Source organism: Legionella gratiana, from assembly GCF_001467695.1.
Lineage (GTDB): Bacteria > Pseudomonadota > Gammaproteobacteria > Legionellales > Legionellaceae > Legionella > Legionella gratiana.
Genome location: NZ_LNYE01000031.1, coordinates 1 through 23078, shown reverse-complemented (window position 1 = coordinate 23078; position 23078 = coordinate 1). Strand labels below are relative to the sequence as shown.

Genomic DNA, 23078 nt, shown 5'->3' with positions numbered 1-23078 from the left:
GACGGTATTGAGAAGTCCGTCACCCTCTGCGCAAGCAGGGGGTCTAATAGGGTATGACTTCAAGGTGAAGTTAGAGCAAAGCTTTGTTACTTTTAGACCTTTCGCTGTTGCGGAAGGCGACGGTATTGAGAAGTCCGTCACCCTCTGCGCAAGCAGGGGGTCTCGTAAGCGTATGACTGCAAGGTGAAGTTTAGAGCAAGGCTTTATTACTTTTAGACCTTCCGCTGTTGCGGAAGGTGACGGTATTGAGAAGACCTTCCACTTTTACGCAGGTGGCAATGGTGCATTACATTAGAGAACAACAACTTCGTTCTATGTTTTGCGTATCTTTTTCATCATTAAGGTTCACTTCCAAGAACTCCAACTCTTGATACATAATGAGAGATGTTTGTAATAAGCCCTTTGTGGTCTCCCATAGACGATCTTTTTCTCTATAAGCTGACATTAGATTATTTAATAAAAAAAGGCATTCTGCATGTTGTTCACTTCTAGGTATTGGAGCGGCAAAGAATCTTGGCAGAGAATGTATGGATTTTGAGGCACTAGGTAACTGTACAATGTAATCAATAAGATCCGAGAGGGAGTTATTACAAAGTATGCTCAGTAAGAGAGGCATATAACTATGCAACAGCAAATGAGAATCAGAGAGGATTTCTTTAAGGAGTAAGAGCAGATTTTTATTTTTGCTCGTGATAGTTATTTTACCTAGATCAACAAGCGTTTGTTGTTGAGCGGATTTTAGATTCTCAAGTTCCTTTTTCCAAGTAGACAATTTCGAGCTCAAGCTAATTGCTTCATAGTGCGTTCTATCTGATTGAATAACATTTGAAAAAAGCTTCATTAATTCTTCAATGGTGGTGACGGTGGACATTTTTTCAATTAAATACGACACCATACTTCCGTTGTTGTCTAAGTAATGTTTTTCTAATTCTGATTTATAAAGAGTTATAATTGAATCCTTCATATCGAACTCACTTTAAACACTATTCTTTTCTAGGGGGGCGGCTCATCAGGTTTTGTACTACTTTTTTAGCACTAATTTTTCCTTGTAACAGTGCATTGATTTGTTCACAGATAGGCATTTCAACTTGATGTTGCTTTGCTATGAAACAGACCTGTGATGCATTACTTTTTCCTTCTACAACCTGACCAATTTGTTTTTCGGCTTCAGTAATGCTGATATTATGCCCCAAAAGCAAGCCAAAACGACGATTACGTGATTGATCATCCGTGCAAGTCAATACTAAATCCCCTACACCTGCTAAGCCAAGAAAAGTATCTGCTTGAGCCCCTAAAGCTAATCCTAGACGCTCCATTTCTGCTAAACCACGTGTGATTAAAGCCGCTTTAGCATTTGCACCATAACCTAAGCCATCACTTATGCCGCAACCAATTGCCAATACATTTTTAATTGCTCCGCAAATTTGAACACCGATAAGATCATTACTTAAATACACTCGTAAGTTCCGGTGATGCAGTAATTCTTGAATGTTTTTTTGATATTCTGAATTGTTGGAGGCTAAAGTCACTGCAGTTGGTAATAAGCAAGCTACTTCTTTGGCGAAGGATGGGCCAGAAATAATGGCTTGCGGAAAAGAGGGGCCGAAAGTCTTAGAAACTAACTCACTTAATAACTGATGACTTTGGGGATCAATTCCTTTAGTGAGCCAAGCCAGACCTTGAGGTGGTTTGGGGATTTTCGCAATAATTTCAGCAAATGCATGGGATGGCACCGCAATGATCACGTAGTCTGCCTTATTGAAGCAATAAGCCAAATCATGAGTAGGAAAGAGGGTTTCAGGAAAATTAATATCAGGCAAATAACGAGGGTTTGCTTTTTTTTCGGCCATGAGCGCAACGTGTTGGGGGTCGTGTCCCCACAACAAAACACGATGCCCTATATGAGCAAGATGTATTGCAACGGCAGTACCCCAAGATCCTGCACCTAATATGGCAATCGTTTTCTGGTTCATTTTTTACGTTCTTAAACAAGTTGCAACTCTGTCTCATAAGCAAAACTAAGGGCTCATATAGAACTTCCTTATATTTGCTTCACTGCTACTACTCAGTTAAGAAGCCGTTGTGTCATCCTCGTGTAGGCGGGGATCCATTTTCTATAGGAAACTGTTCCACTTTTATAAATGGATTCCCGCTTACGTGGGAATGACAACTTCATTAAATTAATGGCAGCGGACTATTACTTCTTCACACTATTGTTTTAGTGCGTAGTTTCTTCTTTAGCTTCGCCTGACTTTTGTTTTTCTGCAAGTTGTTGCATGTATAAAGCATCAAAATTAATAGGTGCCAATACGAGTTGTGGGAAGCTGCCACGAATCACTTGAGACGTTATCGCTTCACGTGCATAAGGGAATAAGATATTGGGGCAAAAGCTGTTTAGTAAATGATCCAGTTGATTTGTTGGAGCGCCTTGAATGGTAAAAATACCTGCTTGTTTGACTTCAACTAAGAATGCAGTGCTTTTTTGATTGCTTACTGTAGCTGTTACTGTTAATACAACTTCAAAAACATTTTCTTCTAGTTTTGTTGTACTGGTATTTAGGTCAAGATTGAGTTCAGGCTCCCATTGTTGTTGAAAAACTGCAGGAGTATTGGGTGTTTCAAAAGATAAATCTTTAATGTAGATTCTTTGAATCATAAATTGAGTTTCATTATTTTGTGGCGCCTGGTTTGCTTGTTCGCTCATAATATAGCTATCCTCTTAGTAATTGATCGAGTTTTCCCTGGGCATCCAGGGCATATAAGTCATCGCAGCCACCAATATGTTGGCCATCGATGAAAATTTGTGGCACGGTACGTCTGCCGCCACTTTTGGTTACCATTTCTTCACGTAATTCGGGGTGTACATCAATACGAATATCCGTAAATGAAGTATTTTTTTGTTGGAATAACGCTTTTGCTCTAGCACAGTAAGGACAATACCCAGTACTGTACATGATTATTTCAGTCATAATTTTATTTTCCTTTCACTAAGGGTAGGTCTGCCTCTTGCCAGGCAGCAATTCCTCCACTAAGCACTAAAGGTTGATAACCTTGAGTCTGAATTTTTTTCGCTATGGCTTGTGTATCCAGAGCTCGTGTACCTACTAAAATAATAGGTTTATTTTTATATTTGTCCATTTTTTGTTGCTCAAAATCATCACTTTTAGCATTTATAGAATCGATAATATGACCTTGTTTAAATGCTTCTTTGTCTCGCAAATCAATTACTACAGCATTTTCATTGTTGATTAGATTAACAGCAGCTTGAGGCGTCAGTTCTTTAGCTTTCTTTTTTTGAGTGATTAATTCATTAATAAAGGTTAACAGTAAGATCACAATTAGGGCTAACCATAGTTGCCAGTGATTCATGATAAATTGACCTAAATGTTCCATGTTCCGCTCTTGATGTTTTATTAATGTAGCGAATTATCCCCAGAATAGAGAATGAACGCAAGTAAAGGATGAGGGTTCTTATGGAACTTATCTTTTTCTTTTCAGAAGAACATAGATTGCTCCACTGCCGCCGTCTTTAGGTAACGCACTATGAAAAGCAATAACTTCATTTATTTGGGGAAGCCAGCGATTAAGCAGGTTTTTTATTATAGGAGGTGCGCCTTGGATGCCTCCTTTACCGTGAATAATTAATAAGCATCTCTTCCCTTGTTCTGTCTGTGTTTGAATGAACTGGCAAAGCATCTCTCTGGCTTTTTCACTTTGTAAACCATGTAAGTCTAATCGCTCCTCCCAAGGGATTTGCCCTTTTTTTAATGCTTTGAATCGTTGATGGGAAAGGCTTGATTGAGAATACGAAAGAATCGTTTCAGAAAGAACTGTTTCGATAATTATATCCGATAAATAATATTCTTTTTTCACTTCTTTTTCTTTTAATGTACTTTTTTGAGGCTGCCTCGGAGGTTTAGTCTTTGATGTGACACGTCTTGTTTTTTCATGAAGTGGTTTTACTGAGCGCATGCATTCACGAAATAGCGCTTTGTCCTCATCGGACACAAAATTATCAGCCATCTTTTGCTAGAATTTAAAGTTTATATTTAAGTATATCTTGAAATTTAGGTGGGTAGAAGCAAGACAAAAGTTGAGGGATGCTAAAAGTTCTTTGTACGGATGTTGCTTTGCTGGGCTACATTTGTTATTTAACATAGGGTACAATTTGTGCTTTTTCTGAATGGGAATGAACCCCTATGAGCAGTTATATACTTAAGGAAACGGAAGAGTTAATTACTATTTTAGATTTTTTACGCTTTAGTGTGTCCTGTGCTATGAATGCTAATTTGTTTTATGGTCACGGTACGGATAATGCTTGGGACGATATGCATTCTTTAATTCTAAGGAGTCTTTCATTACCTTATGAGATTGAGTCTAATTGGTTAAATGCTCGCTTGACTACCAGTGAAAAAAAATATTTATGTCAGCAACTGGAGAAACGTATTAATCAACGTGTCCCCGTGCCTTATTTAATAAAAGAAGCCTATTTTTGTGACTTACCTTTTTATGTGGATGAACGGGTTCTTATTCCGCGCTCTCCTATAGCAGAACTGATTAAGAATGAATTTTCTCCTTGGATAGATGCGGATAAGGTACACCGGATTTTAGATTTATGTACCGGCAGTGGATGTATCGCGATTGCGTGCTGTTATGCCTTTCCTGATGCCCAAGTTGATGCTGCTGATATTTCAAGTGAAGCACTTGCTGTTGCTGCAATTAATCGCGAACAATTAGAGGTTGAAGAACAACTTACCTTAATTGAATCGGATTGTTTCACCAAAGTACCGCAAATAAGCTATGATTTAATTGTCAGTAATCCCCCTTATGTGGGTAAAGCAGAGATGCAAACGTTGCCGGATGAATTCCGCCATGAGCCTGTTTTAGCTTTGGAAACTGGAAATAATGGCTTAGCTATTGTGGAAACCATTCTGCAAAACGCCCATGCCTACTTAAGTGAACATGGTGTTTTGGTTGTAGAAGTAGGCAATAGTGAAGACGCTTTAGGTGAGGCATATCCACATGTTCCTTTTACTTGGTTGGAAATGAGCCATGGTGGACAAGGTGTGTTTTTGTTAACGAAACAACAACTCGATGAGTATTTTAATGTCAGGTAATACTTTTGGAACTTTATTTACAGTAACTACATTTGGTGAAAGCCATGGCCCAGCTATTGGTTGTGTGGTAGATGGTTGCCCCCCAGGATTACCGTTGCAAGCTGAGGACATCCAACCTTTTCTTGATAAACGCAAACCAGGCCAATCCAAATACACCACACAAAGAAGAGAAGACGATAAAGTGCAAATTCTCTCTGGAGTTTTTGAAGGAAAAACAACAGGCGTGCCTATTGCTTTGTTGATTCAAAATACCGATCAACGCTCACGAGATTATGAGGAAATCAAAAATTTATTTCGTCCAGGACATGCAGATTTTACCTATCATCATAAATACGGTCATCGTGATTATCGTGGCGGAGGTCGTTCCTCAGCTCGTGAAACCGCGGCACGAGTTGCAGCAGGTGCAATCGCTCGTTTGTATTTACAGCATCATTTAAAACTGGAGATTGTGGGTTACTTGCAACAAATGGGGGAGTTGGTTTTAAACGTTGATGATGAGGCAGAGATTTCTAATAATCCTTTTTTTTGTCCTAATAAGACACAAGTTCAAGAACTTGCGGATGCAGTGGAGCAACTAAGAAGAAAAGGGGATTCAGTTGGAGCTCGAGTGAACGTTATTGCTCGTAATGTACCTGTAGGACTTGGTGATCCCGTGTTCGATAAGCTGGATGCGACATTAGCTTATGCGATGATGTCAATCAATGCTGTTAAAGGTGTTGAAGTAGGTGCTGGTTTTAAGGCAGTGAATCAACTTGGTTCAGTGCATCGAGATCAAATGTCACATCAAGGCTTTCTTAGTAATAATGCAGGTGGGATTTTAGGAGGGATCTCTACAGGACAAAATATTGAAGTAAGTATTGCATTAAAGCCTACATCAAGTATTACCAGTCCAGGAAAAACACTCAATGTTTTTGGGGAAGAGGTTTCGATAGTAACTAAAGGACGGCACGATCCTTGTGTGGGAATTAGGGCAGTGCCTATAGCTGAAGCAATGATGGCTTTAGTATTGATGGATCATTATTTGAGACATAAGGCGATAATGAGATAGTCTACAATAGACTTCGTTCCAAACGCTACTGTAGTGGAGAATTGCTACGTCGATACGGTGCTCGAATCCTCATGTACTGGCGAGTACGCTCCGGTTCTGTGCTCCGTTTCTCCTCGTACTTCCCTCACTACAGCGAGTTTGGAACGAAGTCTAAACTAATACAATAGAGAGAGGTGATAATGAGTAGAGAATTAAATGTAGCCATAGTGGGTGCTACAGGTGCTGTAGGAGAAACTTTTTTAACGGTATTGGAAGAAAAAAATTTCCCTATAAAAATTCTTTATCCTTTGGCGAGCTCTCGTTCTGTTGGTAAAACAGTAATGTTTAAAAACAATGAATTAGATGTTTTAGATCTGGCTGAATTTGATTTTAGCAAGGCAGATATCGCTTTATTTTCAGCTGGAGGTTCTGTATCTAAGGAGTATGCTCCCAAAGCCGCTGCGAGTGGTTGTGTTGTGGTTGATAATAGCTCATGTTTTCGTTATGAAGATGATATTCCTCTTGTTGTTCCAGAAGTGAATTCGCATCGTATTGCCGAATATAAAAATAGAGGTATCATTGCTAACCCTAATTGCTCCACCATCCAGATGGTTGTTGCTTTAAAACCTTTATATGATGCAGCAGGAATTTCACGTATTAATGTAGCTACCTATCAGTCTGTTTCAGGTACTGGAAAGAAAGCGATTAGCGAGCTTGTGTCGCAAGTGGGTGATTTATTGAATGGTAAACCTCCTCGTATCCATGTGTACCCTCAACAAATTGCTTTTAATGCTATTCCGCATATTGATCAATTTGAAGAAAATGGCTACACCCGTGAAGAAATGAAAATGGTATGGGAAACACGCAAGATTATGGAGGATGAGCATATTATGGTGAATCCTACAGCGGTACGTGTCCCTGTTATTTATGGACATTCCGAAGCCATTCATATAGAACTAAAAAGAGCAATGACTGCAGAAGAGGCTCGTACCATTCTTTCTAAAGCTCCTGGTGTTAAAGTAGTTGATAATATAGATAAAGCAAGTTACCCAACTGTGATAAAACATGCTATAGGACATGATGAAGTATTTGTAGGTCGAATTCGTGCCGATATTTCACATCCAAATGGATTAAATTTGTGGGTAGTAGCGGATAATATTCGTAAAGGTGCTGCATCTAATGCAGTGCAAATTGCTGAAATTTTACAAAGAGAATTTCTGTAATTATTTTATTGTCCTTGTTTCTTGATTTTTATTAAGAATCTTGACTTGGGTTGCGCAACGCTGTAATGCACGCCCAAGTCCTATAAATGAATGCTATAATAAAAATATCTATTGGCGTAGAACGCTTAAAAAATCCTCCTACTTTTTATAACCTAAGTTATACTTTGATTAACGCAATTGGATATTTTGAAGTATATGCTAAATGAATATTATTTAACCGATGATATTGAAGAGCCGGTTCTTGCTCATGCTGTTTTATCTTACGTTACACCGAGTGTATCGGGTAAGCAACTTCATGAACTAAAAACAGGACAAATTCATTGGGAAGCAAAATTGGATCTCTCTGGTTTACAGATAGAAGAGGCCCGTAAGGCTTTATTGAAATTTATTCAAAAACAGGTGAACAATAGGAAAAATTCCTTATTGATTATCCATGGTACAGAAAGTCGTAAAAATGCTTTTCCTTTGTTAAAGAATTTGATCAATCATTGGTTACCGCAAATTGCGGAGGTAGCTGCTTTTCATAGTGCAAATCCTAAAGATGGTGGTATTGGCGCTGTATATGTTTTGCTTAAAAAAATATATGATCTGCCTGAGTTTACTCGTATCGAAAAAGAATCCATTTTAGTTGCAGAAACTAAGGCAATGGAACGACAAAGACGTTTAGCTGAACAGCAAGGTGAGCGGCGGTTAGCATCGGTGAAAGCGCGTGAACATTCCAATCAAGAAGCCCCGCCTAGTCCTGAGGGTGAATTGCAAAATAGCATTTTACAACATCCAGAATTAAGCAGCCAGCGTTTTGATGGTGTTGACTCTCCTTTAAATCCTGAACCTCCTTTAAATACCGAGGCTCGACGAGAGTTTGATAACGAACGACGCAACCAAGAGCAAGAAAAGCAACTACGTTTAGGGCATATGCCAAAATTTACTAATACGCCTAGACCTAGAGGTCCTCAATGACAATTGCAAGTGACATAATCGGCCATCAAATGCCTGATTTTGACTCTTATCTTCGAGCTGGAGAGTCGTTAGATGACATTGATGAGTATGGTTTTACGCCTTTAATTGAGAGTGCTATTACTCGTCAAATTGAAATTGCTGAGCAATTGATTGTTCGTAAAGTAGATGTAAATAAAGCTGATGTAACTGGACGTACTCCTTTGCATTGGGCTGTAGATAATAACGATGTGGCGTTTGCACGTTTATTGTTAAACAATGGAGCAGATCCTAATGCCTATACACGCAATGGACTTTCTGTATTGGTCTACCCAGTACTCCGTGGTCAGGATGTACTCAAACACTTGCTCTATAATTATGGGGCAAAGCTTGATTTTGCGCTGGATTTCATTAATGGCAAACTTTTAGGGCATCGGTTCGAATTGCAAGGAGATGTAGATATAGTAAATGCCAAGGGTGAATTCATTGAACTGGATTATGAGGGTTTTATTCTAGAATTCACTGTTTCTGCAATAAAAGATGCTTTAAGGCGCTTTATTAGTAGTTTTTCAACACGACATTTACGCGAGTATTTCCCATTTGCTCATATTATCGTTGATGCATTTACTATTGCTGAAGAACTTTTGCAATATCAGCATTTGCCATTTTTGGAGAGGCAACACCTTAACCGGTTGCAGACACTTTTAAACGCATCCATGATAATTCTCCCTGCAGCAAGTCGTGGCCATGCCATGGGCTTTATCCGTTTTGGTCAGTGGTGGGCTAAAATTGATAGAGGTGAAAACAGTCTGAAAGAGGGTAGTGTTACTATTTATAAAATCACGAGACCAGAAGTTTTTGATAGTTATTTTTTGCAAGATTTTTTATATAAAAAACAAGCAAGAACTTATTTTCATCAGGTGATCAACCAACAATTAGGGTTAACTCCTGTAGCAAAAATGCCTATTAGTTCGCAGATCAGTGGTAATTGTTCCTGGGCTAATATCCAAGCTATAGTAGCAGTGGCGTATGCTATTCAAGAATTGGAGAAAACGAACCAGTTTAATCCTAATCCAGCTATGGCTTTTTATGATGAGTGGGTAGTATGGGATAAAGAGAGAGCAATTGATGAATGCATTCAGCGTTTTTATTTGGCAGACCCAACACGTAAGGCAAGTCTTGCTGCAATGTTAGGAGGTGTTTTATTTCAAGCTTGCGATTATGGGAATAAGCGGCATTTGGAAATGGCCGAAAAAATACTTAATGTTTTGACCTTGCCTGAATATGAATATATTTTAAAAAGTTATCTTGAAGAATATTGCATTAAACGGTTAACCAAAAGAGGAAATAATTTACTTAAAATTCTCGATGACTGTGGTATAAATCCTAATATTGGTGTCAATCCTATTGCTACTGGTTTATAAAACCCGCCCCACCCTAGGGTCATGCTATAACATCACCCATTAAGTTTTATACTGCGTTGCAAACTCACTCGGCTTCGGTCATTTACTTTTATGTAAACTCCTTCACCTCGTTCATGTGCGCCTTGTCTAAAACCTAGTGGGTGTACTATATGATTTCACAGCGTTTTTTAGGGTTATTTCTTTTTTCAGCTATACTCAAAAATAAGGTGCTCTACATGTCTCAAGGAGATTCCTCTCTATGGCATTAGGACATTAGGACGCAGATTTTGAGATAAAAAATTAGTAATGAGAAGGATTTTAAAGAATACTTATTTTTCTCAATAAGGAGAGCATTATGCTAAAGTGGGCACTTATATTTTTAATTATTGCTATAGTGGCTGGTTTGTTTGGTTTTAGAGGTATTGCATCCACAGCTACGAGTATTGCTAAAGTACTCTTCTTTTTATTTATAGTGATTTTTTTAGCTTTTTTAATTCTAAGTTTATTTGGAACTGCATCAATGGCCCCAGTTCCTTAGCAGAAAAGAGGGTTGGCATCATAGATAGGTTTGTTCTTTGTTTGAACAATTGTGCCCGCTGTTGCATTCATACATATTAACTTAACGTGAGTTCGACATAAAAAGCATTTCTATGCCTTTTATGTCGCTAAACGAACGTTATCCCGTAAAAGGAGCAGCATTTATACGGGATCCAGTTCTATGAAAATGATGCAATATCAATAACAAAGCGATAACGAACATCACTTTTCAAGACACGTTCATAAGCTTCATTGACTTTATGAATAGGAATTAATTCAATATCAGAAACTATGTGGTGTTTACCACAGAAGTCAAGCATTTCTTGAGTTTCTTTAATGCCACCAATCAATGAACCTGATAAATTTCGACGACGCTCTATCAAAGAAAATGAATTAATCAGGGTAGGTTCTTCTGGAATTCCAACAATAACCATAGTTCCATCACGTTTTAATAATTTGAGGTATTCATTCCAATCGATTTTGGCTGAGACAGTACAAATGATGAGATCAAAATGATTAGTTAATTTTTCGAACGTTTTTGCATCGGAAGTTGCAAAGAAATGACTTGCTCCCATACGTCTGCCATCAATTTCTTTATTAAGTGAATGACTAAGTACAGTTACCTCAGCCCCCATTGCGTGAGCGAGTTTAACACCCATATGCCCAAGGCCTCCTAAACCTAAAATCGCCACACGTTTTCCAGGGCCTATTTGCCAATGCTTTAGTGGTGAGTATAAAGTTATTCCTGCACAGAGCAAAGGTGCTGCTGCATCCAAGGGCAAATTTGATGGTATTTTTAAAACGTAATTCTCATCAACAACGATCTTAGTAGAGTAACCACCTTTAGTCGTATTGTTTCCATTAGATTCTGTACCGTTATAAGTTAATGTCATACCTTCGTCACAAAATTGCTCTAATCCTTCATGACAATTGTCGCATTGGCGGCAGGAGTCTACAAAGCAGCCAACTCCTACTCGATCGCCTACATTAAATTTAGTAACGGATGAGCCTATTTTACTGACAATACCAATAATTTCATGGCCAGGAACCATTGGAAAGATACTACCTTCCCATTCACCTCTAACGAGATGAATATCTGAATGACAGATGCCACAATAGTGGATATCAATTAAAACGTCATTTTCTCCAACATCACGACGATTAAAAGAGTAAGGAGTAAGAGGTGCTTTTGCACTTTGAGCGGCATAGCCTTTGACGGGTATCATTTCAAACTCTCCATGTTAGTATCTAAGAATATTTTTTCTTAATTTAACGTGAGTTCGCTATAAAAAATAAAGTGATTTTTTATAGCGAACGGTTTTTATTTAATTTGATGTTCAGGATAAGGATTTTATACCTAGAACCGCTCGGGCTGAGGAGCGCTTAGCCCGAACGAGCGGTGGTAATCATTCCCTTTTTTATCCCACTCACATTCTACTGCGGAATAACCGAGCCACGGTTACACTCTATTCTTTTATCGCTGGTTCTCTTTTTTTGTTTTCAGTTCGAGCAACAGGGGCTTTGTTATTCGATTGTTGCTGTTGCGGCTGGCTCGCTTTTTTACGATGCATGTTAGAACTTGTTGAACCGCTACTTGTGTTTGCTCGTTGTTGCGAACCAAGCGATCGACGTCTACGATTTGACGATTTTCTGTCACCCGTAGAACTTTTAGGTGATTTAGCTTGAGCCTGGCCACGAGGTTGTATTTTTTTGGATTGGCTCTGAGTAACCGGAGCAGCTGAATCAGCATGTCCACCAAATAAACTGGACCATAATCGCTTGATGAAACTAGCTTGAGTGCTTTTAACGGGATGATGTTCGGCAAAGGATTTGACAGCGGGCTGATCTTGGGAAATGTCAGTTTCATTGCTCGAAATTTGTAATTCAGGTTGTTGGATTAAGGTATAACTTGGCTTTTTAGATTTACCTACGTTATCTTCTTTTAGACGAGTAATCGAGTATTGAGGTGAGTGCATATAAGGATTTGCAATGATCATGATGGCAACACCATGCCTTTTTTCAATATCTCTAATGTAATTACGCTTTTCATTCATAATGAAAGTAGCCATTTCAGGAGGAAGCTGAACTTGTATCTCAGCAGTTTTTTCTTTTAATGCTTCTTCTTCGATTAGTCGTGTAATGGATAAGCCATGCGATTGAATATTACGGACAGTACCACGTCCTTCACAACGAGGACAAACTTCCTGAGCACTTTCACCAAGAGACAATCTTAGTCGTTGGCGAGACATTTCCAAAAGCCCAAAACGAGAGATACGACCAACTTGAATACGTGCACGATCAGCTTGTAATGCTTCTTTCAAGCGATTTTCAACCTCGCGTTGATTTTTACTGGAGCTCATATCAATAAAATCAATTACTACTAAACCACCTAAATCACGTAGACGTAATTGACGGGCGATTTCATCGGCTGCTTCAATATTTGTATTTAAGGCAGTTGCTTCTATATCAGAGCCACCAGTAGCTTTAGCAGAGTTTACATCAATTGATACGAGTGCTTCCGTTCTATCAATAACTAATGCACCTCCAGAGGGTAACATGACTTGTCGTTGAAATGCAGTTTCTATCTGACTTTCAATTTGATAGAAATTAAACAACGGAATACTGCTATTATAGAGTTTCAAGTTTGGTAAAAACTCAGGCTTTACACGTTCAATATATTGTTTTGCTTTAATATAGGAAATTTGATCGTCAATAATGATTTCGCTAATTGATTTACGTAAATTATCGCGAATGGAACGAATAATCACATCTCCTTCTTGGTGAATTAGGCAAGGAGCAAGTTCTGTATTATAGGCTTGTTTAATTGATTGCCATTGATTACAGAGCATATTCAGATCATCTTGCAATTCTTCCTGACTTTTACCAACACCGGCTGTTCGGATAATAAGTCCCATGTCTTCAGGGAGAACCAGCGCATTGAGTGTTTCCCGAAGTTCATCACGATCTTCACCTTCTATACGTCGTGAAATGCCGCCAGAACGTGGGTTATTGGGCATGAGAACCAGATAGCAACCCGCTAAAGTAATAAATGTGGTTAGTGCAGCACCTTTGCTACCGCGTTCCTCTTTATCAACTTGAACTAATAATTCTTGACCTTCACGGATTAATGATGTGATCGGTGGTTTTTCATCGCCAAATTCCTCTGGATTTTTACTTAAATATTCAGGTGCAATTTCTTTTAGAGGTAGAAACCCTTGGCGTTTAGCGCCATATTCTACAAAAATGGCATCGAGGCTAGGTTCTCTACGGGTAACTATTGCTTTGTAGATATTACCCTTTTTTTTCACTTCACCAGGACATTCAATATCCAGATCAAATAAATAATTATCTTTAACAAGTGCAACACGAACTTCTTCCGTTTGCATTGCATTGATTAACATTTTTTCCATCTATTACCCCATATTTTGGGCGCTGTCATTTAAGATGAGATAGGGTCTATTTACAATTCTACTATCTTGGCCAAAATGCCTTGATTTTTTGCACTAAGAGGCTCGCATGCTTCATATGTGCTCTGCTACGTTGCTTGAAAATTAAGAGAGTTTGACTCAAGCTAGCGAATTGTAAACAGATCCGAGTATAAGGCTCAAAACTCCTTAGAGGTTCAATGTGGTGGCTGGTATTTCTATTCTCTTGGCGGTGCGCTGAATTTTCCATACTGTGTTGCTGCATAGAAAGGTATGCTTTATTACAATCGCTTGAAAATCCAGTCATGTCACCATAAGCCGGTAATAGAGCAGCGGCACCTGGGATTGAACAATAAGTGAGGTGATCTTTAAGCGAACCCATAGCCTTGTGGACAGACCTCATGCATGTTTCCTGTACAATAGACCTCTTTCGAAACTCTAATGTAAAGGTGAATTTCTTTGTCGACACGGTACCCCAATTCTCATATTTTTTCATGAACATTCTCATCGGGTATTCCGCGTCCTCTTGCGCTTTCTTCTCTGCAGAGAGTTTCGAAAGAGGTCTAATAAGAGGTGCATACTGTAAAATATACTGGTTACGAGTCAAGCGGGTTGAAAAAGTAAGCCAATGGCGTGTGGTAGCCCTGAAATAATTCGTAATCGGTATAAAGCATGTCTGGCATGCATAGGTTTCTGTTAAAAATATGATCAATTTAGCCCTGGCATTGGGTCGCTTCCTTATATCTTTAAGCTTAAATGGAAGCGCTATTTTTCTTGTAACTACATTTTAAGTATATTTAGGTTGGGCTAATGGTCCAATTTCCTCAATGATCTATATATACTTTAAAAGTAAATAGTCACGCTTTTTTTCTATTTATGCGTTATAATTCGGTTGCATGAAAATTTTCCATGCTATTGGCGATCATATCAAAAAAATCGCACACCGCAAACAGGTTTATTGACAATGAATGAAGTAAGTTATAAAGAAATTAGCAATGAAGAAGAAGGGCAACGTTTGGATAATTACTTGATTCGCATTTTAAAAGGTGTTCCTAAAAGCCACATTTATAGAATAATACGTGCTGGTGAAGTTCGAGTTAATAAAAAGAGAGCTCAAATTAATTCAAGATTGCATGTTGGTGATAGGGTACGAATTCCACCAATTCGTCTATCAGAACCCAAAGATGTGTTTGTTGGTGATACCTTAGCAAAGCGATTGAACGAATCGATTATTTTTGAAGATCCCAGCCTTTTGGTACTTAATAAGCCAGCAGGCATAGCAGTTCATGGAGGAAGCGGTTTAAGTCTTGGTGTGATTGAGGCTTTGAGAAAAACCCGGCCTGACTTAGCTTATCTAGAATTAATACATCGTTTAGATAAAGAAACATCAGGGTGTCTTTTATTAGCAAAAAAGCGCAGTGTTTTAAGAGCAATACATGCTTTGCTTGAAGCGCGGGAGGTACAAAAAACTTATTGGGCATTATTAAACCATCGTTGGGAAGGAAAAAAAGAAGTAATTGTTCAGGCTGCTCTTGAAAAAAATATTTTAAAATCAGGTGAGCGCATCGTTAAGGTTAACGAAGAAGGTAAGGCTTCCGAAACACTATTTAAGCTTCTTGAAAATTACAAACAAGCCTGTTGGGTTGAGGCTAGTCCCAAAACAGGTCGTACCCATCAAATCCGCGTACATAGTGCTCATTTAGGACATGCTATAGTCGGAGATAAAAAATATGGAGCACTTGCAGGACAAGTAGAAGGGATAGATAATCAGCAACATCGTCTTTTTTTACATGCACGATCCATTCAATTTGAATTGAATGGAAAAAAGCTTCTGTTTCAAGCTGATGCAGACGATCAATTTTCTACTACACTAAAACAATTGCGTATCAGGAGCGTAGTGTTCAATGAGCAATCCATATGAATTGGTAGTATTTGACTGGGAAGGTACTATTGCAGATACTTTAGGAGTAGTTTTACATGTGGTTTCTACAGAAGCAAATTTGCTGGGTTTTGGTGATTTTGATTCTTTTGAGGCGAGAAAATATGTAGATTTGGGTTTAGTACAAGCATTAAAGAAAGCATACCCCCACTTATCCTCGACACAGCACCAACAATTATTGCATGCTGTGCAACAAGCAATGTATTCTCGTCCATTAGATGTGTGCTTGATGCCTGGTGTGCGTGAACTCATTTCTCAATTACATGAAGCTCAGATAGAGTTAGCTATAGCAACGAATAAAGGACATCAATCTTTATTGCGTGCCTTGCAAGCTACAGGGCTTGATCAAGTGTTTCAGGTGACGCGCTCTGCAGGACAAGTACCAGCAAAGCCTTGCACGAAGATGTTGGAAGAAATTATAGAAGAGGCTGGTGTTACTCCGGATAAAACGTTGATGATAGGTGATTCACCTACTGATATGGAAATGGCACGAAATCTTCAAGTAGCTGCTGTAGGAATAGATATATACCATCAGCAAGAGGCTGTAGTACTTAAAGCAGCAGGAGCCTTGGTTGTATTTGATGATTATAAACAGTTAGCTGATTTTTTAAATTTAACGAGAGGTAATTAACGTGAGTTCGACATAAAGGCATTTTTATGTCTTTTATGCCGCTAAACGAACGTTATCCCGTAAAGCTTGTCTCCAGCGAAAGCGGGATGCGTAGCATTTATACGGGATCCACTTTTAAAATTGGGATAGTTCGATAAATTACATTATTTTTTATGTCGAACTCACGTTAGTTAAGTCATAGTACCTAATTATTTTGGAGCTTGCTCATTGGATAGAGTGCGTTCTATTTAGTCATATGTAAAAGGGAGTATCAATCGTTGAGTACATTAACCAGTTTGCCCAATTTATTAACTTTACTGCGCATTGTTTTGATCCCAGTCCTAGTGATGGTGTTTTATTTGCCTTTCAAATTTGCCTATGTTTCGGCCGCAAGTATTTTTGCTTTAGCAAGTTTTACTGACTGGTTGGATGGATATTTAGCACGAAGGCTACAAATGATGTCACCTTTTGGCGCTTTTCTTGATCCTGTTGCTGATAAGTTATTGGTCTCTACGAGTTTATTGTTATTAGTGGGTGCTAACAATATTCAGTACATTACGATTCCCGCAATTGTTATTGTTGGCCGTGAAATTGTGATTTCAGCATTACGCGAATGGATGGCTGAGATAGGCAGACGAGCAAGTGTTACTGTAGGTTATGTGGGTAAAATAAAAACTTTCTTACAAATGATCGCTTTGTTTTTATTATTAGCGTTTAATTCATTGGATTCTTGGGGTGGCATTTTCGGTTTTGTGTTGCTTTATGTGGCCGCAATTTTAACTATTTGGTCGATGATTATTTACTTGGCAATTGCTTGGCCAGAATTAACGAAAAAAAATTAATTTTATTATTGACAGGGAATTAATTTTAGGTAGAATCACACCCCGTAGAGACGCGGGAATAGCTCAGTTGGTAGAGCACAACCTTGCCAAGGTTGGGGTCGCGAGTTCGAGTCTCGTTTCCCGCTCCAGATTAAGCGACGACCATGTCGCTTTTTTTTTAGAGTGTGTCGATTTAGAAGTATCAAAATGAGGCTGTGTGGCAGAGTGGTCATGCAGCGGCCTGCAAAGCCGTGTACGCCGGTTCGATTCCGGCCTCAGCCTCCAAAAATGATTGCCCAGGTGGCGAAACAGGTAGACGCAAGGGACTTAAAATCCCTCGGTGGTAACACCATGCCGGTTCGATTCCGGCCCTGGGCACCAATTAATAATTATTCTGTAGCAAATAAAATTAGAGCTAGAATCGCAAAAATCATTCCTAATCCATGTTTTAAACTGAGCCCTTGTTTGAGAAATACGACAGACAACAATAAAGTAATCATTGGATACATGGAGGTGACTAACACTACAGGCATTGTAGGCCCATTTCGTAATGCCATAATGAAAAAAATACAGGCAATGCCACTGGCCAAACCATTCAATAAACCATATACCCCCCCCTTAGGACAAATATCCAGCTTAAAGTCGAGTAATATCAAAGCAATAATACCCGAAATAAGCACACCTATACTTGAATAGAAAGTGATTGAAAGAGGATTAATAAAACTGGATGCTCTTGTGCCCCAATATCCCCAAGCACCATAAAGACATAAGGCAATTAAAGATGGATAATACCAAGAACTAGGATTCATACCGATACGTTACCTTGTAAGCATATTTATATTATTGGCATAGGATAACTGGTAGTTGATCAAAATAATACTACTAAGTGTTCTCTTTTTAACTTATTGAATTTACCTTATAGAATGTTGAGGGGATAGTTCCAGTTCGTTTTGTCTTGCTAACCATTCGACTAATCGGGTACGGAATACTTTAAAAAATAAATAAAATCTGTTTGATGAACGTAACTGTGCTGTGTCATCAGCATGGTATAGAGCCATAATTTCGTCACGTGAGGTTAATTTTAAATTTAAGGCTATTTTTTCAGCATGAAAAGCAACATCGGTCAAGGCGCTATTCTTTAATTTGAAATAATCTTCAATAATCTCTCGCCCACTTTCTATTTGAAAATCCATAAGTAAAAAAGTGTGTTTCGCAAAGTACTCACTATTTTTTCCATTTAGAGTCATTAATTCCGGATTTGCCCCGGCAGTAATGAGATCAATACTTAAATTATTAAAACGATAAAATCGAGCCCAATGAAGTGCAGTCATTCCATGATGATCTGCTTGATCGACATCACAGCCTAATTCGTGCATTTTTGTCAAAATAAGCGTTGCTGCTGTTTCATCTGCTAATTTGCACGCTAGAGTAAGCGCTGTATTTTCATAGGAAGTTGCCAAAAGAAGCTTTGTATTCGCTAAATCTAATGCGCGTTTTAGGTTATCGTAGTTGCGATCGATAATTGCTTGATGCAAAGGAGTATTAGTTGGCACTACATCATCATAACTGTCTTTATTAGGTAGTGATAATTGGCAATATGTGGATAGCTGTTCTAATATCGCCGGACGCGAACTGTCTAACAAAAGTTCTTCTTGATAGATGGTGAAAAAAAGATTGAGGGCATCCATATGATTTAATAGAGGGAAAGCTGCTGCTAAAACATCCGGTTTAAGTAACTCCATGCGGCTTAATTTGAGAAGGAGCGCTTGGAGTTTTTCTATGCTGTCTTTATAATAAAGATGAGGTAACATGGGTTCAATAATTTCCAATTTTAAAAGATGGAATTGACTCATCATTTCAAAAAATGTTCTTAATGCTAAGAGATCCTCCGCTGAAGGAGTAGTAATGGTAAAGTTACGGGCAATTAATGGAATTAATTCATGAGGGATATTTTTACAGAGACCGAATAGGTCAAAAATTAAATACCATTCGTTATATTCATACCGCTCTTCCTCACTGATGTAAAAGCGAAGTGGAGAAACACGGGCAAGTTCAGTGTATCGTGATAATTGATTTTTTTGTGCTAGAAGACAAATGAAATCATAAATTTTGTCCTCTTCTTTGGGCGCCATCCGTATTGCTGTGATCAGTGCTTTTCGTGTTTCTCGGGTTGTATTCTCGTTAACAAATAGTTGAATAGCTGAAATTGGATTGGAGAAATGTTTCATTGTTACAAATGAAACTAAATGGATTAGATCGGTGAGTAAGGTAAGTCCTTTTCCTGCAGATACAATGCTAAGTTCTTCGTCCAACAGAGCTTCTATTTCATTAACTTGAATCCCAGGTTTATGAGCTAAGCGAGCAACCTTGTCCATAAATGAGATTTTCCTAACTTCAGATTCAGATAAAGACATACTAATACCTTTTATTTTGAGAACAGGCTGTTTGGTGAAATATAATACTTTGGATAAATTAAATTTACAATTTGCTTAATTAGTGATTTTTGAAAATATCCACAAAATCTGTGGATAAGTATGTGTGTTATCTGATGAAAAAAAGAAAATGGATTCGAAATTCTATTGCATAGAAGAATGATTGCAATCAATACTACAAGAATAGTCTCATATAACCGTTTTGGGTTCACGCTTTATCCTAAGTATTTTCACTGCAAAAAGAGGTTTAATCGATACAAGAACTATATCCCTTGGGCGATTTTTTCTCTACAATAGGGATTTAACCAAAATAAAAGTAATTATGTATAAACCATTAGCCCTTTTTATGGGTTTACGTTACACGCGCGCTAAGAAGAAAAATCATTTTGTTTCTTTTATTTCTCTTAGCTCGATGCTTGGCATTGGCTTGGGGGTGATGGTTCTTATTACTGTTTTATCGGTGATGAATGGTTTTGATCAACAAATTCATAAGCGATTTTTTGGCATGGCACCTGAAATTACAGTCTCAGGTCCAAATGAACGATTAAATGATTGGCCAGAAGTTGCTAAAAAAATTCAAACGATTCCTGAAATTAAAGCACTGGCACCTTTTGTTGGAGGCCAAGGATTAATGGTTCATGATGGACAGGTATTACCGATTGTCCTAACTGGTGTATTACCCGAAGAAGAAGAAAAAATGAGTCACCTACAAGATAAGTTGCTTGCTGGAAGTCTTAATAATTTAAAAGATTTTGGCATTATTCTTGGTAGAGGTTTGGCGGATAGTATGGGAACCATGATTGGAGATAAAGTAACCGTCATGATTCCTCAGGCGACAGTGACGCCTGCCGGAATGATTCCTCGGTTTAAACGGTTTACTGTTGTAGGTGTTTTTTCTGCAGGAACGGGATTTAATTTTGATACAAAATTAGCATTTATTAATCTCGGAGATGCGCAAAAATTATTACAAATGGGCAATGAAGTGACCGGCGTCAAGATGAAAATCAATAATGTATACCAGGCACCGGAGTTGTCTTCTCGATTAGCTCATGTATTAGGTGAAGACTACCAAGTGGGTAATTGGACGGAGCAATATGGCGCTTTTTTCCAGGCGGTTAAAATGGAAAAAACAATGATGTTTCTGATCTTATTACTGATTATCGCTGTAGCAGCATTCAATTTAGTATCTTCTTTAGTTATGGTTGTCAATGATAAGCAAGCAGAAATTGCAATTTTGAGAACTATTGGTGCGACTCCTTCTACGATACTATGGACTTTTATAGTGCAGGGAATGATGGTTGGCATAGTGGGGACTTTTTTGGGATTGATTGGCGGGTTAATTTTAGCAGAAAATGCAACAACTATTGTGAATCATCTACAAACTTGGTTCCATTTTAAAGTTTTATCATCCAGTATTTATTTTGTGGATTACTTACCTTCTAAAGTGATGCTTAGTGATTTATGGAAAGTTTGTTTCATGGCTTTATTTATGAGTTTTATTGCAACTATTTATCCTGCTTGGAGAGCCTCAAGGACAGTAATTGCGGAGGCTTTACACTATGAATAATCTTATTTTAAACGTTACAAAACTTTGTAAGTCTTATAATGATGGTGCTTCTAAAGTTAATGTGTTGCGAGGTATTGATTTATCTATCACTCAAGGAGAGCGTCTGGCAATTATTGGTCCATCAGGCTCTGGTAAAAGTACCTTGTTACATTTACTGGGTGGATTAGATCAACCAACAAGTGGGGATGTATGGATCAATGGAGTAAGTTGGCAAAAAATAAATGAAAAAAAACGTTGTCAGTTACGCAACCAAGGCTTAGGGTTTATTTACCAGTTCCATCATTTATTGCCTGAGTTCACTGCACTTGAAAATGTTGCTATGCCTTTACTTTTAGCAAAAAAATCGGTTAAAGATGCAGAGACAGAAGCAAGTAAAATGCTTGATGATGTCGGACTTAAAGAAAGGAAAACTCATAAACCAGCACAGCTTTCAGGAGGGGAGCGGCAAAGGGTAGCCATAGCAAGAGCTTTAGTCCATCAGCCTTATTGTGTTTTGGCGGATGAACCTACTGGTAATTTAGATCAGGTCACTGCAACAAAAGTTTTTGAACTCATGCTCGAACTGAATCGAAAAATGAATACCGCTTTGGTTATTGTTACTCATGATCATCATTTAGCAAAACAAATGGATAGAGTTTTGGTATTAGGTGAAGGTCTTTTATCTGATTTTAATCAGATTTGAGAATCGGTTAGTGCGTTTTGTATTTTAATGAATTGATTGATAACAATAAGAGGTAACAAAAATGTTCAAAAAAACTGAAGTGCTAGGGGATAAGTCTGAAACTAATTTAGCATCGAAAAGTTCTATACAAAATTGGTCAGAGATAAAAAAGAATTCAGCGCAACTTGAACTTACAGATACAGGTGTCCCATTAAATCCTCATCATTTTTTTTCTCTTAAGAATATGCTTAAGAGTCAAGTAAAAGCCCCTAACTTTTTACCCTGTGAAGAGACAGATGTCTCCAATGAGTTGTTAGTGAAAAGAATTACAGTATCGTAGGATTACCTACGCTAATAAATCATCCCCTATCCTATTTTGTATACCTGTGGTGTGTGAAAATTATTTCAGATAGGGGGCTGTTGCATGAGGTAAAATTTGGATAAGATTTAAGAGCTGTGGATGTTATACATTTTAAAATGAGTAAGTTGTCCTCTTTTTCGTGCAAAATATAAGGATATATAGAGTTACTGTAAGGAAAGCTATATTCTTAGAACAGTCAGAAAAATCAACTAAATAATTCCTAAAATTGGGTTCCACCAACACTTAACTCTCAGTTTGGTGGAAACTTTGCAGTAAGTGTTTACGCAATGGCGTCAATTAAGGGACGAATCTTCGTCTCTCAGCATATCGGCACCCTCCGTGAAAGCGCTGTCTCTTGATCCTATCTCATCAAGAGACAGCTGCTTGCGCAGAGGGTGACGGACTTCTCAATACCGTCGCCTTCCGCAAAAAAAATAATTGGATCCTGTTTTATTTGCGATAGACAAGATGTGTAGAAGATTCAGCTCAAACGTCACCTTCCGCAAAAGCGGAAGGTCTAAAAGTAACAAAGCTTTGCTCTAAACTTCACCTTGCAATCATACGCTTACGAGACTCCCTGCTTACGCAGAGGGTGACGATGCTCTCAATACAGTCTCCTTCTGCAAAAAAAATAATTGGATCCTGTTTTGTTTGCGATAGACAAGATGTGTAGAAGATTCAGCTCAAACGTCACCTTCCGCAAAAGCGGAAGGTCTAAAAGTAACAAAGCTTTGCTCTAAACTTCACCTTGCAGTCATACGCTTACGAGACCCCCTGCTTACGCAGAGGGTGACGATGCTCTCAATACCGTCTCCTTCTGCAAAAAAAATAATTGGATCCTGTTTTGTTTGCGATAGACAAGATGTGTAGACGATTCAGCTCAAACGTCACCTTCCGCAAAAGCGGAAGGTCTAAAAGTAACCAATCTTTGCTCTCTTCACCTTGCAGTCATACGCTTACGAGACCCCCTGCTTACGCAGAGGGTGACGATGCTCTCAATACCGTCTCCTTCTGCAAAA

23 protein-coding genes and 3 tRNA genes are annotated in these 23078 nt (G+C 38.4%); 15 read left to right on the top strand and 11 right to left on the bottom strand.

Features of this window, described 5'->3' with window-relative positions:
* Positions 1-286 precede the first annotated feature (286 nt).
* The 6 genes from Lgra_RS17180 to Lgra_RS17155 all read right to left on the bottom strand — a co-directional run bounded on the left by Lgra_RS17180 (position 287) and on the right by Lgra_RS17155 (position 4023).
* On the bottom strand, positions 287-964 hold the full coding sequence (locus tag Lgra_RS17180; RefSeq protein ID WP_058500397.1) for a hypothetical protein: 678 nt from the start codon (positions 962-964) through the stop codon (positions 287-289).
* A 19-nt stretch (positions 965-983) separates the two neighbouring features.
* Positions 984-1973, bottom strand: coding sequence for an NAD(P)H-dependent glycerol-3-phosphate dehydrogenase (locus Lgra_RS17175; protein ID WP_058500396.1), 990 nt, complete (start codon positions 1971-1973; stop codon positions 984-986).
* 245 nt (positions 1974-2218) lie between these two features.
* On the bottom strand, positions 2219-2704 hold the full coding sequence (secB, locus tag Lgra_RS17170; RefSeq protein WP_058500395.1) for a protein-export chaperone SecB: 486 nt from the start codon (positions 2702-2704) through the stop codon (positions 2219-2221).
* A 7-nt stretch (positions 2705-2711) separates the two neighbouring features.
* A complete protein-coding gene (gene grxC, locus Lgra_RS17165; protein ID WP_058500394.1) occupies positions 2712-2969 on the bottom strand; it encodes a glutaredoxin 3 in 258 nt (85 codons plus the stop codon).
* Between the two features lie 4 nt (positions 2970-2973).
* Complete coding sequence (locus Lgra_RS17160; RefSeq protein WP_058500393.1) at positions 2974-3393, bottom strand: rhodanese-like domain-containing protein; 420 nt, start codon at positions 3391-3393, stop codon at positions 2974-2976.
* Between the two features lie 87 nt (positions 3394-3480).
* Positions 3481-4023: a Smr/MutS family protein gene (locus Lgra_RS17155; protein WP_058500392.1), complete on the bottom strand. Its 543-nt coding sequence runs from the start codon at positions 4021-4023 to the stop codon at positions 3481-3483.
* A gap of 176 nt (positions 4024-4199) precedes the next feature.
* Here Lgra_RS17155 and prmB point away from each other — a divergent pair, with 176 nt between their 5' ends.
* The 6 genes from prmB to Lgra_RS17125 all read left to right on the top strand — a co-directional run bounded on the left by prmB (position 4200) and on the right by Lgra_RS17125 (position 10244).
* Positions 4200-5117, top strand: a complete 918-nt coding sequence (gene prmB / locus Lgra_RS17150; RefSeq protein WP_058500391.1) for a 50S ribosomal protein L3 N(5)-glutamine methyltransferase — start codon at positions 4200-4202, stop codon at positions 5115-5117.
* Positions 5107-6165 carry a chorismate synthase gene (gene aroC / locus Lgra_RS17145; RefSeq protein WP_058500390.1) on the top strand — a complete coding sequence of 353 codons (1059 nt, stop codon included), beginning with the start codon at positions 5107-5109 and terminating at the stop codon, positions 6163-6165. Before prmB ends, aroC begins: the two co-directional genes overlap by 11 nt.
* A 179-nt stretch (positions 6166-6344) precedes the next feature.
* Positions 6345-7367 (top strand): aspartate-semialdehyde dehydrogenase, encoded by a 1023-nt coding sequence (locus Lgra_RS17140; protein ID WP_058500389.1) that lies wholly within the window; start codon positions 6345-6347, stop codon positions 7365-7367.
* A 195-nt stretch (positions 7368-7562) separates the two neighbouring features.
* Positions 7563-8327: a Smr/MutS family protein gene (locus Lgra_RS17135; protein ID WP_058500388.1), complete on the top strand. Its 765-nt coding sequence runs from the start codon at positions 7563-7565 to the stop codon at positions 8325-8327.
* Entirely contained in the window at positions 8324-9727 is a 1404-nt protein-coding gene (gene ankH / locus Lgra_RS17130) for a Dot/Icm T4SS effector AnkH/LegA3 (RefSeq protein ID WP_058500387.1), read from the top strand. Before Lgra_RS17135 ends, ankH begins: the two co-directional genes overlap by 4 nt.
* Positions 9728-10061: 334 nt before the next feature.
* Positions 10062-10244 carry a DUF1328 domain-containing protein gene (locus Lgra_RS17125; protein WP_058500386.1) on the top strand — a complete coding sequence of 61 codons (183 nt, stop codon included), beginning with the start codon at positions 10062-10064 and terminating at the stop codon, positions 10242-10244.
* Positions 10245-10422: 178 nt separating this feature from the next.
* Here the strand turns inward: Lgra_RS17125 and Lgra_RS17120 are convergent, their stop codons facing one another.
* The 3 genes from Lgra_RS17120 to Lgra_RS18415 all read right to left on the bottom strand — a co-directional run bounded on the left by Lgra_RS17120 (position 10423) and on the right by Lgra_RS18415 (position 14071).
* Positions 10423-11469 (bottom strand): NAD(P)-dependent alcohol dehydrogenase, encoded by a 1047-nt coding sequence (locus Lgra_RS17120; RefSeq protein ID WP_058500385.1) that lies wholly within the window; start codon positions 11467-11469, stop codon positions 10423-10425.
* 240 nt (positions 11470-11709) lie between these two features.
* The gene (locus Lgra_RS17115; RefSeq protein ID WP_058500384.1) at positions 11710-13653 is read right to left on the bottom strand and encodes an Rne/Rng family ribonuclease; all 1944 of its coding nucleotides are present in this window, start codon (positions 13651-13653) and stop codon (positions 11710-11712) included.
* A 61-nt stretch (positions 13654-13714) separates the two neighbouring features.
* Positions 13715-14071, bottom strand: coding sequence for a hypothetical protein (locus Lgra_RS18415; protein WP_238584486.1), 357 nt, complete (start codon positions 14069-14071; stop codon positions 13715-13717).
* Between the two features lie 561 nt (positions 14072-14632).
* On the opposite strand from Lgra_RS18415, the gene Lgra_RS17105 reads away from it, so the two are divergent.
* The 6 genes from Lgra_RS17105 to Lgra_RS17080 all read left to right on the top strand — a co-directional run bounded on the left by Lgra_RS17105 (position 14633) and on the right by Lgra_RS17080 (position 17419).
* On the top strand, positions 14633-15589 hold the full coding sequence (locus tag Lgra_RS17105) for an RluA family pseudouridine synthase (protein ID WP_058500382.1): 957 nt from the start codon (positions 14633-14635) through the stop codon (positions 15587-15589).
* Positions 15573-16238: an HAD family hydrolase gene (locus Lgra_RS17100; RefSeq protein WP_058500381.1), complete on the top strand. Its 666-nt coding sequence runs from the start codon at positions 15573-15575 to the stop codon at positions 16236-16238. Before Lgra_RS17105 ends, Lgra_RS17100 begins: the two co-directional genes overlap by 17 nt.
* 257 nt (positions 16239-16495) lie before the next feature.
* Entirely contained in the window at positions 16496-17059 is a 564-nt protein-coding gene (gene pgsA / locus Lgra_RS17095; protein ID WP_058500380.1) for a CDP-diacylglycerol--glycerol-3-phosphate 3-phosphatidyltransferase, read from the top strand.
* A 52-nt stretch (positions 17060-17111) separates the two neighbouring features.
* Positions 17112-17187, top strand: a tRNA-Gly gene (locus Lgra_RS17090).
* A 62-nt stretch (positions 17188-17249) separates the two neighbouring features.
* Positions 17250-17323: transfer RNA gene (locus tag Lgra_RS17085), tRNA-Cys, on the top strand.
* Positions 17324-17332: 9 nt separating this feature from the next.
* Positions 17333-17419, top strand: a tRNA-Leu gene (locus Lgra_RS17080).
* An 8-nt stretch (positions 17420-17427) separates the two neighbouring features.
* On the opposite strand, the gene Lgra_RS17075 is transcribed toward Lgra_RS17080, so the two are convergent.
* Positions 17428-17847, bottom strand: a complete 420-nt coding sequence (locus Lgra_RS17075; protein WP_058500379.1) for an EamA family transporter — start codon at positions 17845-17847, stop codon at positions 17428-17430.
* 102 nt (positions 17848-17949) lie between these two features.
* The gene (gene ankQ, locus Lgra_RS17070; RefSeq protein WP_058500378.1) at positions 17950-19452 is read right to left on the bottom strand and encodes a Dot/Icm T4SS effector AnkQ/LegA10; all 1503 of its coding nucleotides are present in this window, start codon (positions 19450-19452) and stop codon (positions 17950-17952) included.
* A 340-nt stretch (positions 19453-19792) separates the two neighbouring features.
* On the opposite strand from ankQ, the gene Lgra_RS17065 reads away from it, so the two are divergent.
* The 3 genes from Lgra_RS17065 to Lgra_RS17055 all read left to right on the top strand — a co-directional run bounded on the left by Lgra_RS17065 (position 19793) and on the right by Lgra_RS17055 (position 22038).
* Complete coding sequence (locus Lgra_RS17065) at positions 19793-21037, top strand: lipoprotein-releasing ABC transporter permease subunit (protein WP_058500377.1); 1245 nt, start codon at positions 19793-19795, stop codon at positions 21035-21037.
* Positions 21030-21719, top strand: coding sequence for a lipoprotein-releasing ABC transporter ATP-binding protein LolD (gene lolD / locus Lgra_RS17060; RefSeq protein WP_058500376.1), 690 nt, complete (start codon positions 21030-21032; stop codon positions 21717-21719). Before Lgra_RS17065 ends, lolD begins: the two co-directional genes overlap by 8 nt.
* A gap of 61 nt (positions 21720-21780) precedes the next feature.
* The gene (locus tag Lgra_RS17055; protein WP_058500375.1) at positions 21781-22038 is read left to right on the top strand and encodes a hypothetical protein; all 258 of its coding nucleotides are present in this window, start codon (positions 21781-21783) and stop codon (positions 22036-22038) included.
* Positions 22039-23078 lie beyond the last annotated feature (1040 nt).

Bases quoted from the DNA above. Each gene is read 5' to 3' on its own strand.
- Lgra_RS17160 (WP_058500393.1), bottom strand. From the start codon at position 3,393: ATGGAACATTTAGGTCAATTTATCATGAATCACTGGCAACTATGGTTA.
- lolD (WP_058500376.1), top strand. From the start codon at position 21,030: ATGAATAATCTTATTTTAAACGTTACAAAACTTTGTAAGTCTTATAAT.
- Lgra_RS17125 (WP_058500386.1), top strand. From the start codon at position 10,062: ATGCTAAAGTGGGCACTTATATTTTTAATTATTGCTATAGTGGCTGGT.
- secB (WP_058500395.1), bottom strand. From the start codon at position 2,704: ATGAGCGAACAAGCAAACCAGGCGCCACAAAATAATGAAACTCAATTT.
- ankQ (WP_058500378.1), bottom strand. From the start codon at position 19,452: ATGTCTTTATCTGAATCTGAAGTTAGGAAAATCTCATTTATGGACAAG.
- Lgra_RS17180 (WP_058500397.1), bottom strand. From the start codon at position 964: ATGAAGGATTCAATTATAACTCTTTATAAATCAGAATTAGAAAAACAT.
- Lgra_RS17175 (WP_058500396.1), bottom strand. From the start codon at position 1,973: ATGAACCAGAAAACGATTGCCATATTAGGTGCAGGATCTTGGGGTACT.
- Lgra_RS17120 (WP_058500385.1), bottom strand. From the start codon at position 11,469: ATGATACCCGTCAAAGGCTATGCCGCTCAAAGTGCAAAAGCACCTCTT.
- Lgra_RS17115 (WP_058500384.1), bottom strand. From the start codon at position 13,653: ATGGAAAAAATGTTAATCAATGCAATGCAAACGGAAGAAGTTCGTGTT.
- grxC (WP_058500394.1), bottom strand. From the start codon at position 2,969: ATGACTGAAATAATCATGTACAGTACTGGGTATTGTCCTTACTGTGCT.
- Lgra_RS17105 (WP_058500382.1), top strand. From the start codon at position 14,633: ATGAATGAAGTAAGTTATAAAGAAATTAGCAATGAAGAAGAAGGGCAA.
- Lgra_RS17135 (WP_058500388.1), top strand. From the start codon at position 7,563: ATGCTAAATGAATATTATTTAACCGATGATATTGAAGAGCCGGTTCTT.
- Lgra_RS17075 (WP_058500379.1), bottom strand. From the start codon at position 17,847: ATGAATCCTAGTTCTTGGTATTATCCATCTTTAATTGCCTTATGTCTT.
- ankH (WP_058500387.1), top strand. From the start codon at position 8,324: ATGACAATTGCAAGTGACATAATCGGCCATCAAATGCCTGATTTTGAC.
- Lgra_RS17100 (WP_058500381.1), top strand. From the start codon at position 15,573: ATGAGCAATCCATATGAATTGGTAGTATTTGACTGGGAAGGTACTATT.
- prmB (WP_058500391.1), top strand. From the start codon at position 4,200: ATGAGCAGTTATATACTTAAGGAAACGGAAGAGTTAATTACTATTTTA.
- Lgra_RS17155 (WP_058500392.1), bottom strand. From the start codon at position 4,023: ATGGCTGATAATTTTGTGTCCGATGAGGACAAAGCGCTATTTCGTGAA.
- Lgra_RS17140 (WP_058500389.1), top strand. From the start codon at position 6,345: ATGAGTAGAGAATTAAATGTAGCCATAGTGGGTGCTACAGGTGCTGTA.
- Lgra_RS17055 (WP_058500375.1), top strand. From the start codon at position 21,781: ATGTTCAAAAAAACTGAAGTGCTAGGGGATAAGTCTGAAACTAATTTA.
- Lgra_RS18415 (WP_238584486.1), bottom strand. From the start codon at position 14,071: ATGAGGTCTGTCCACAAGGCTATGGGTTCGCTTAAAGATCACCTCACT.
- Lgra_RS17065 (WP_058500377.1), top strand. From the start codon at position 19,793: ATGTATAAACCATTAGCCCTTTTTATGGGTTTACGTTACACGCGCGCT.
- aroC (WP_058500390.1), top strand. From the start codon at position 5,107: ATGTCAGGTAATACTTTTGGAACTTTATTTACAGTAACTACATTTGGT.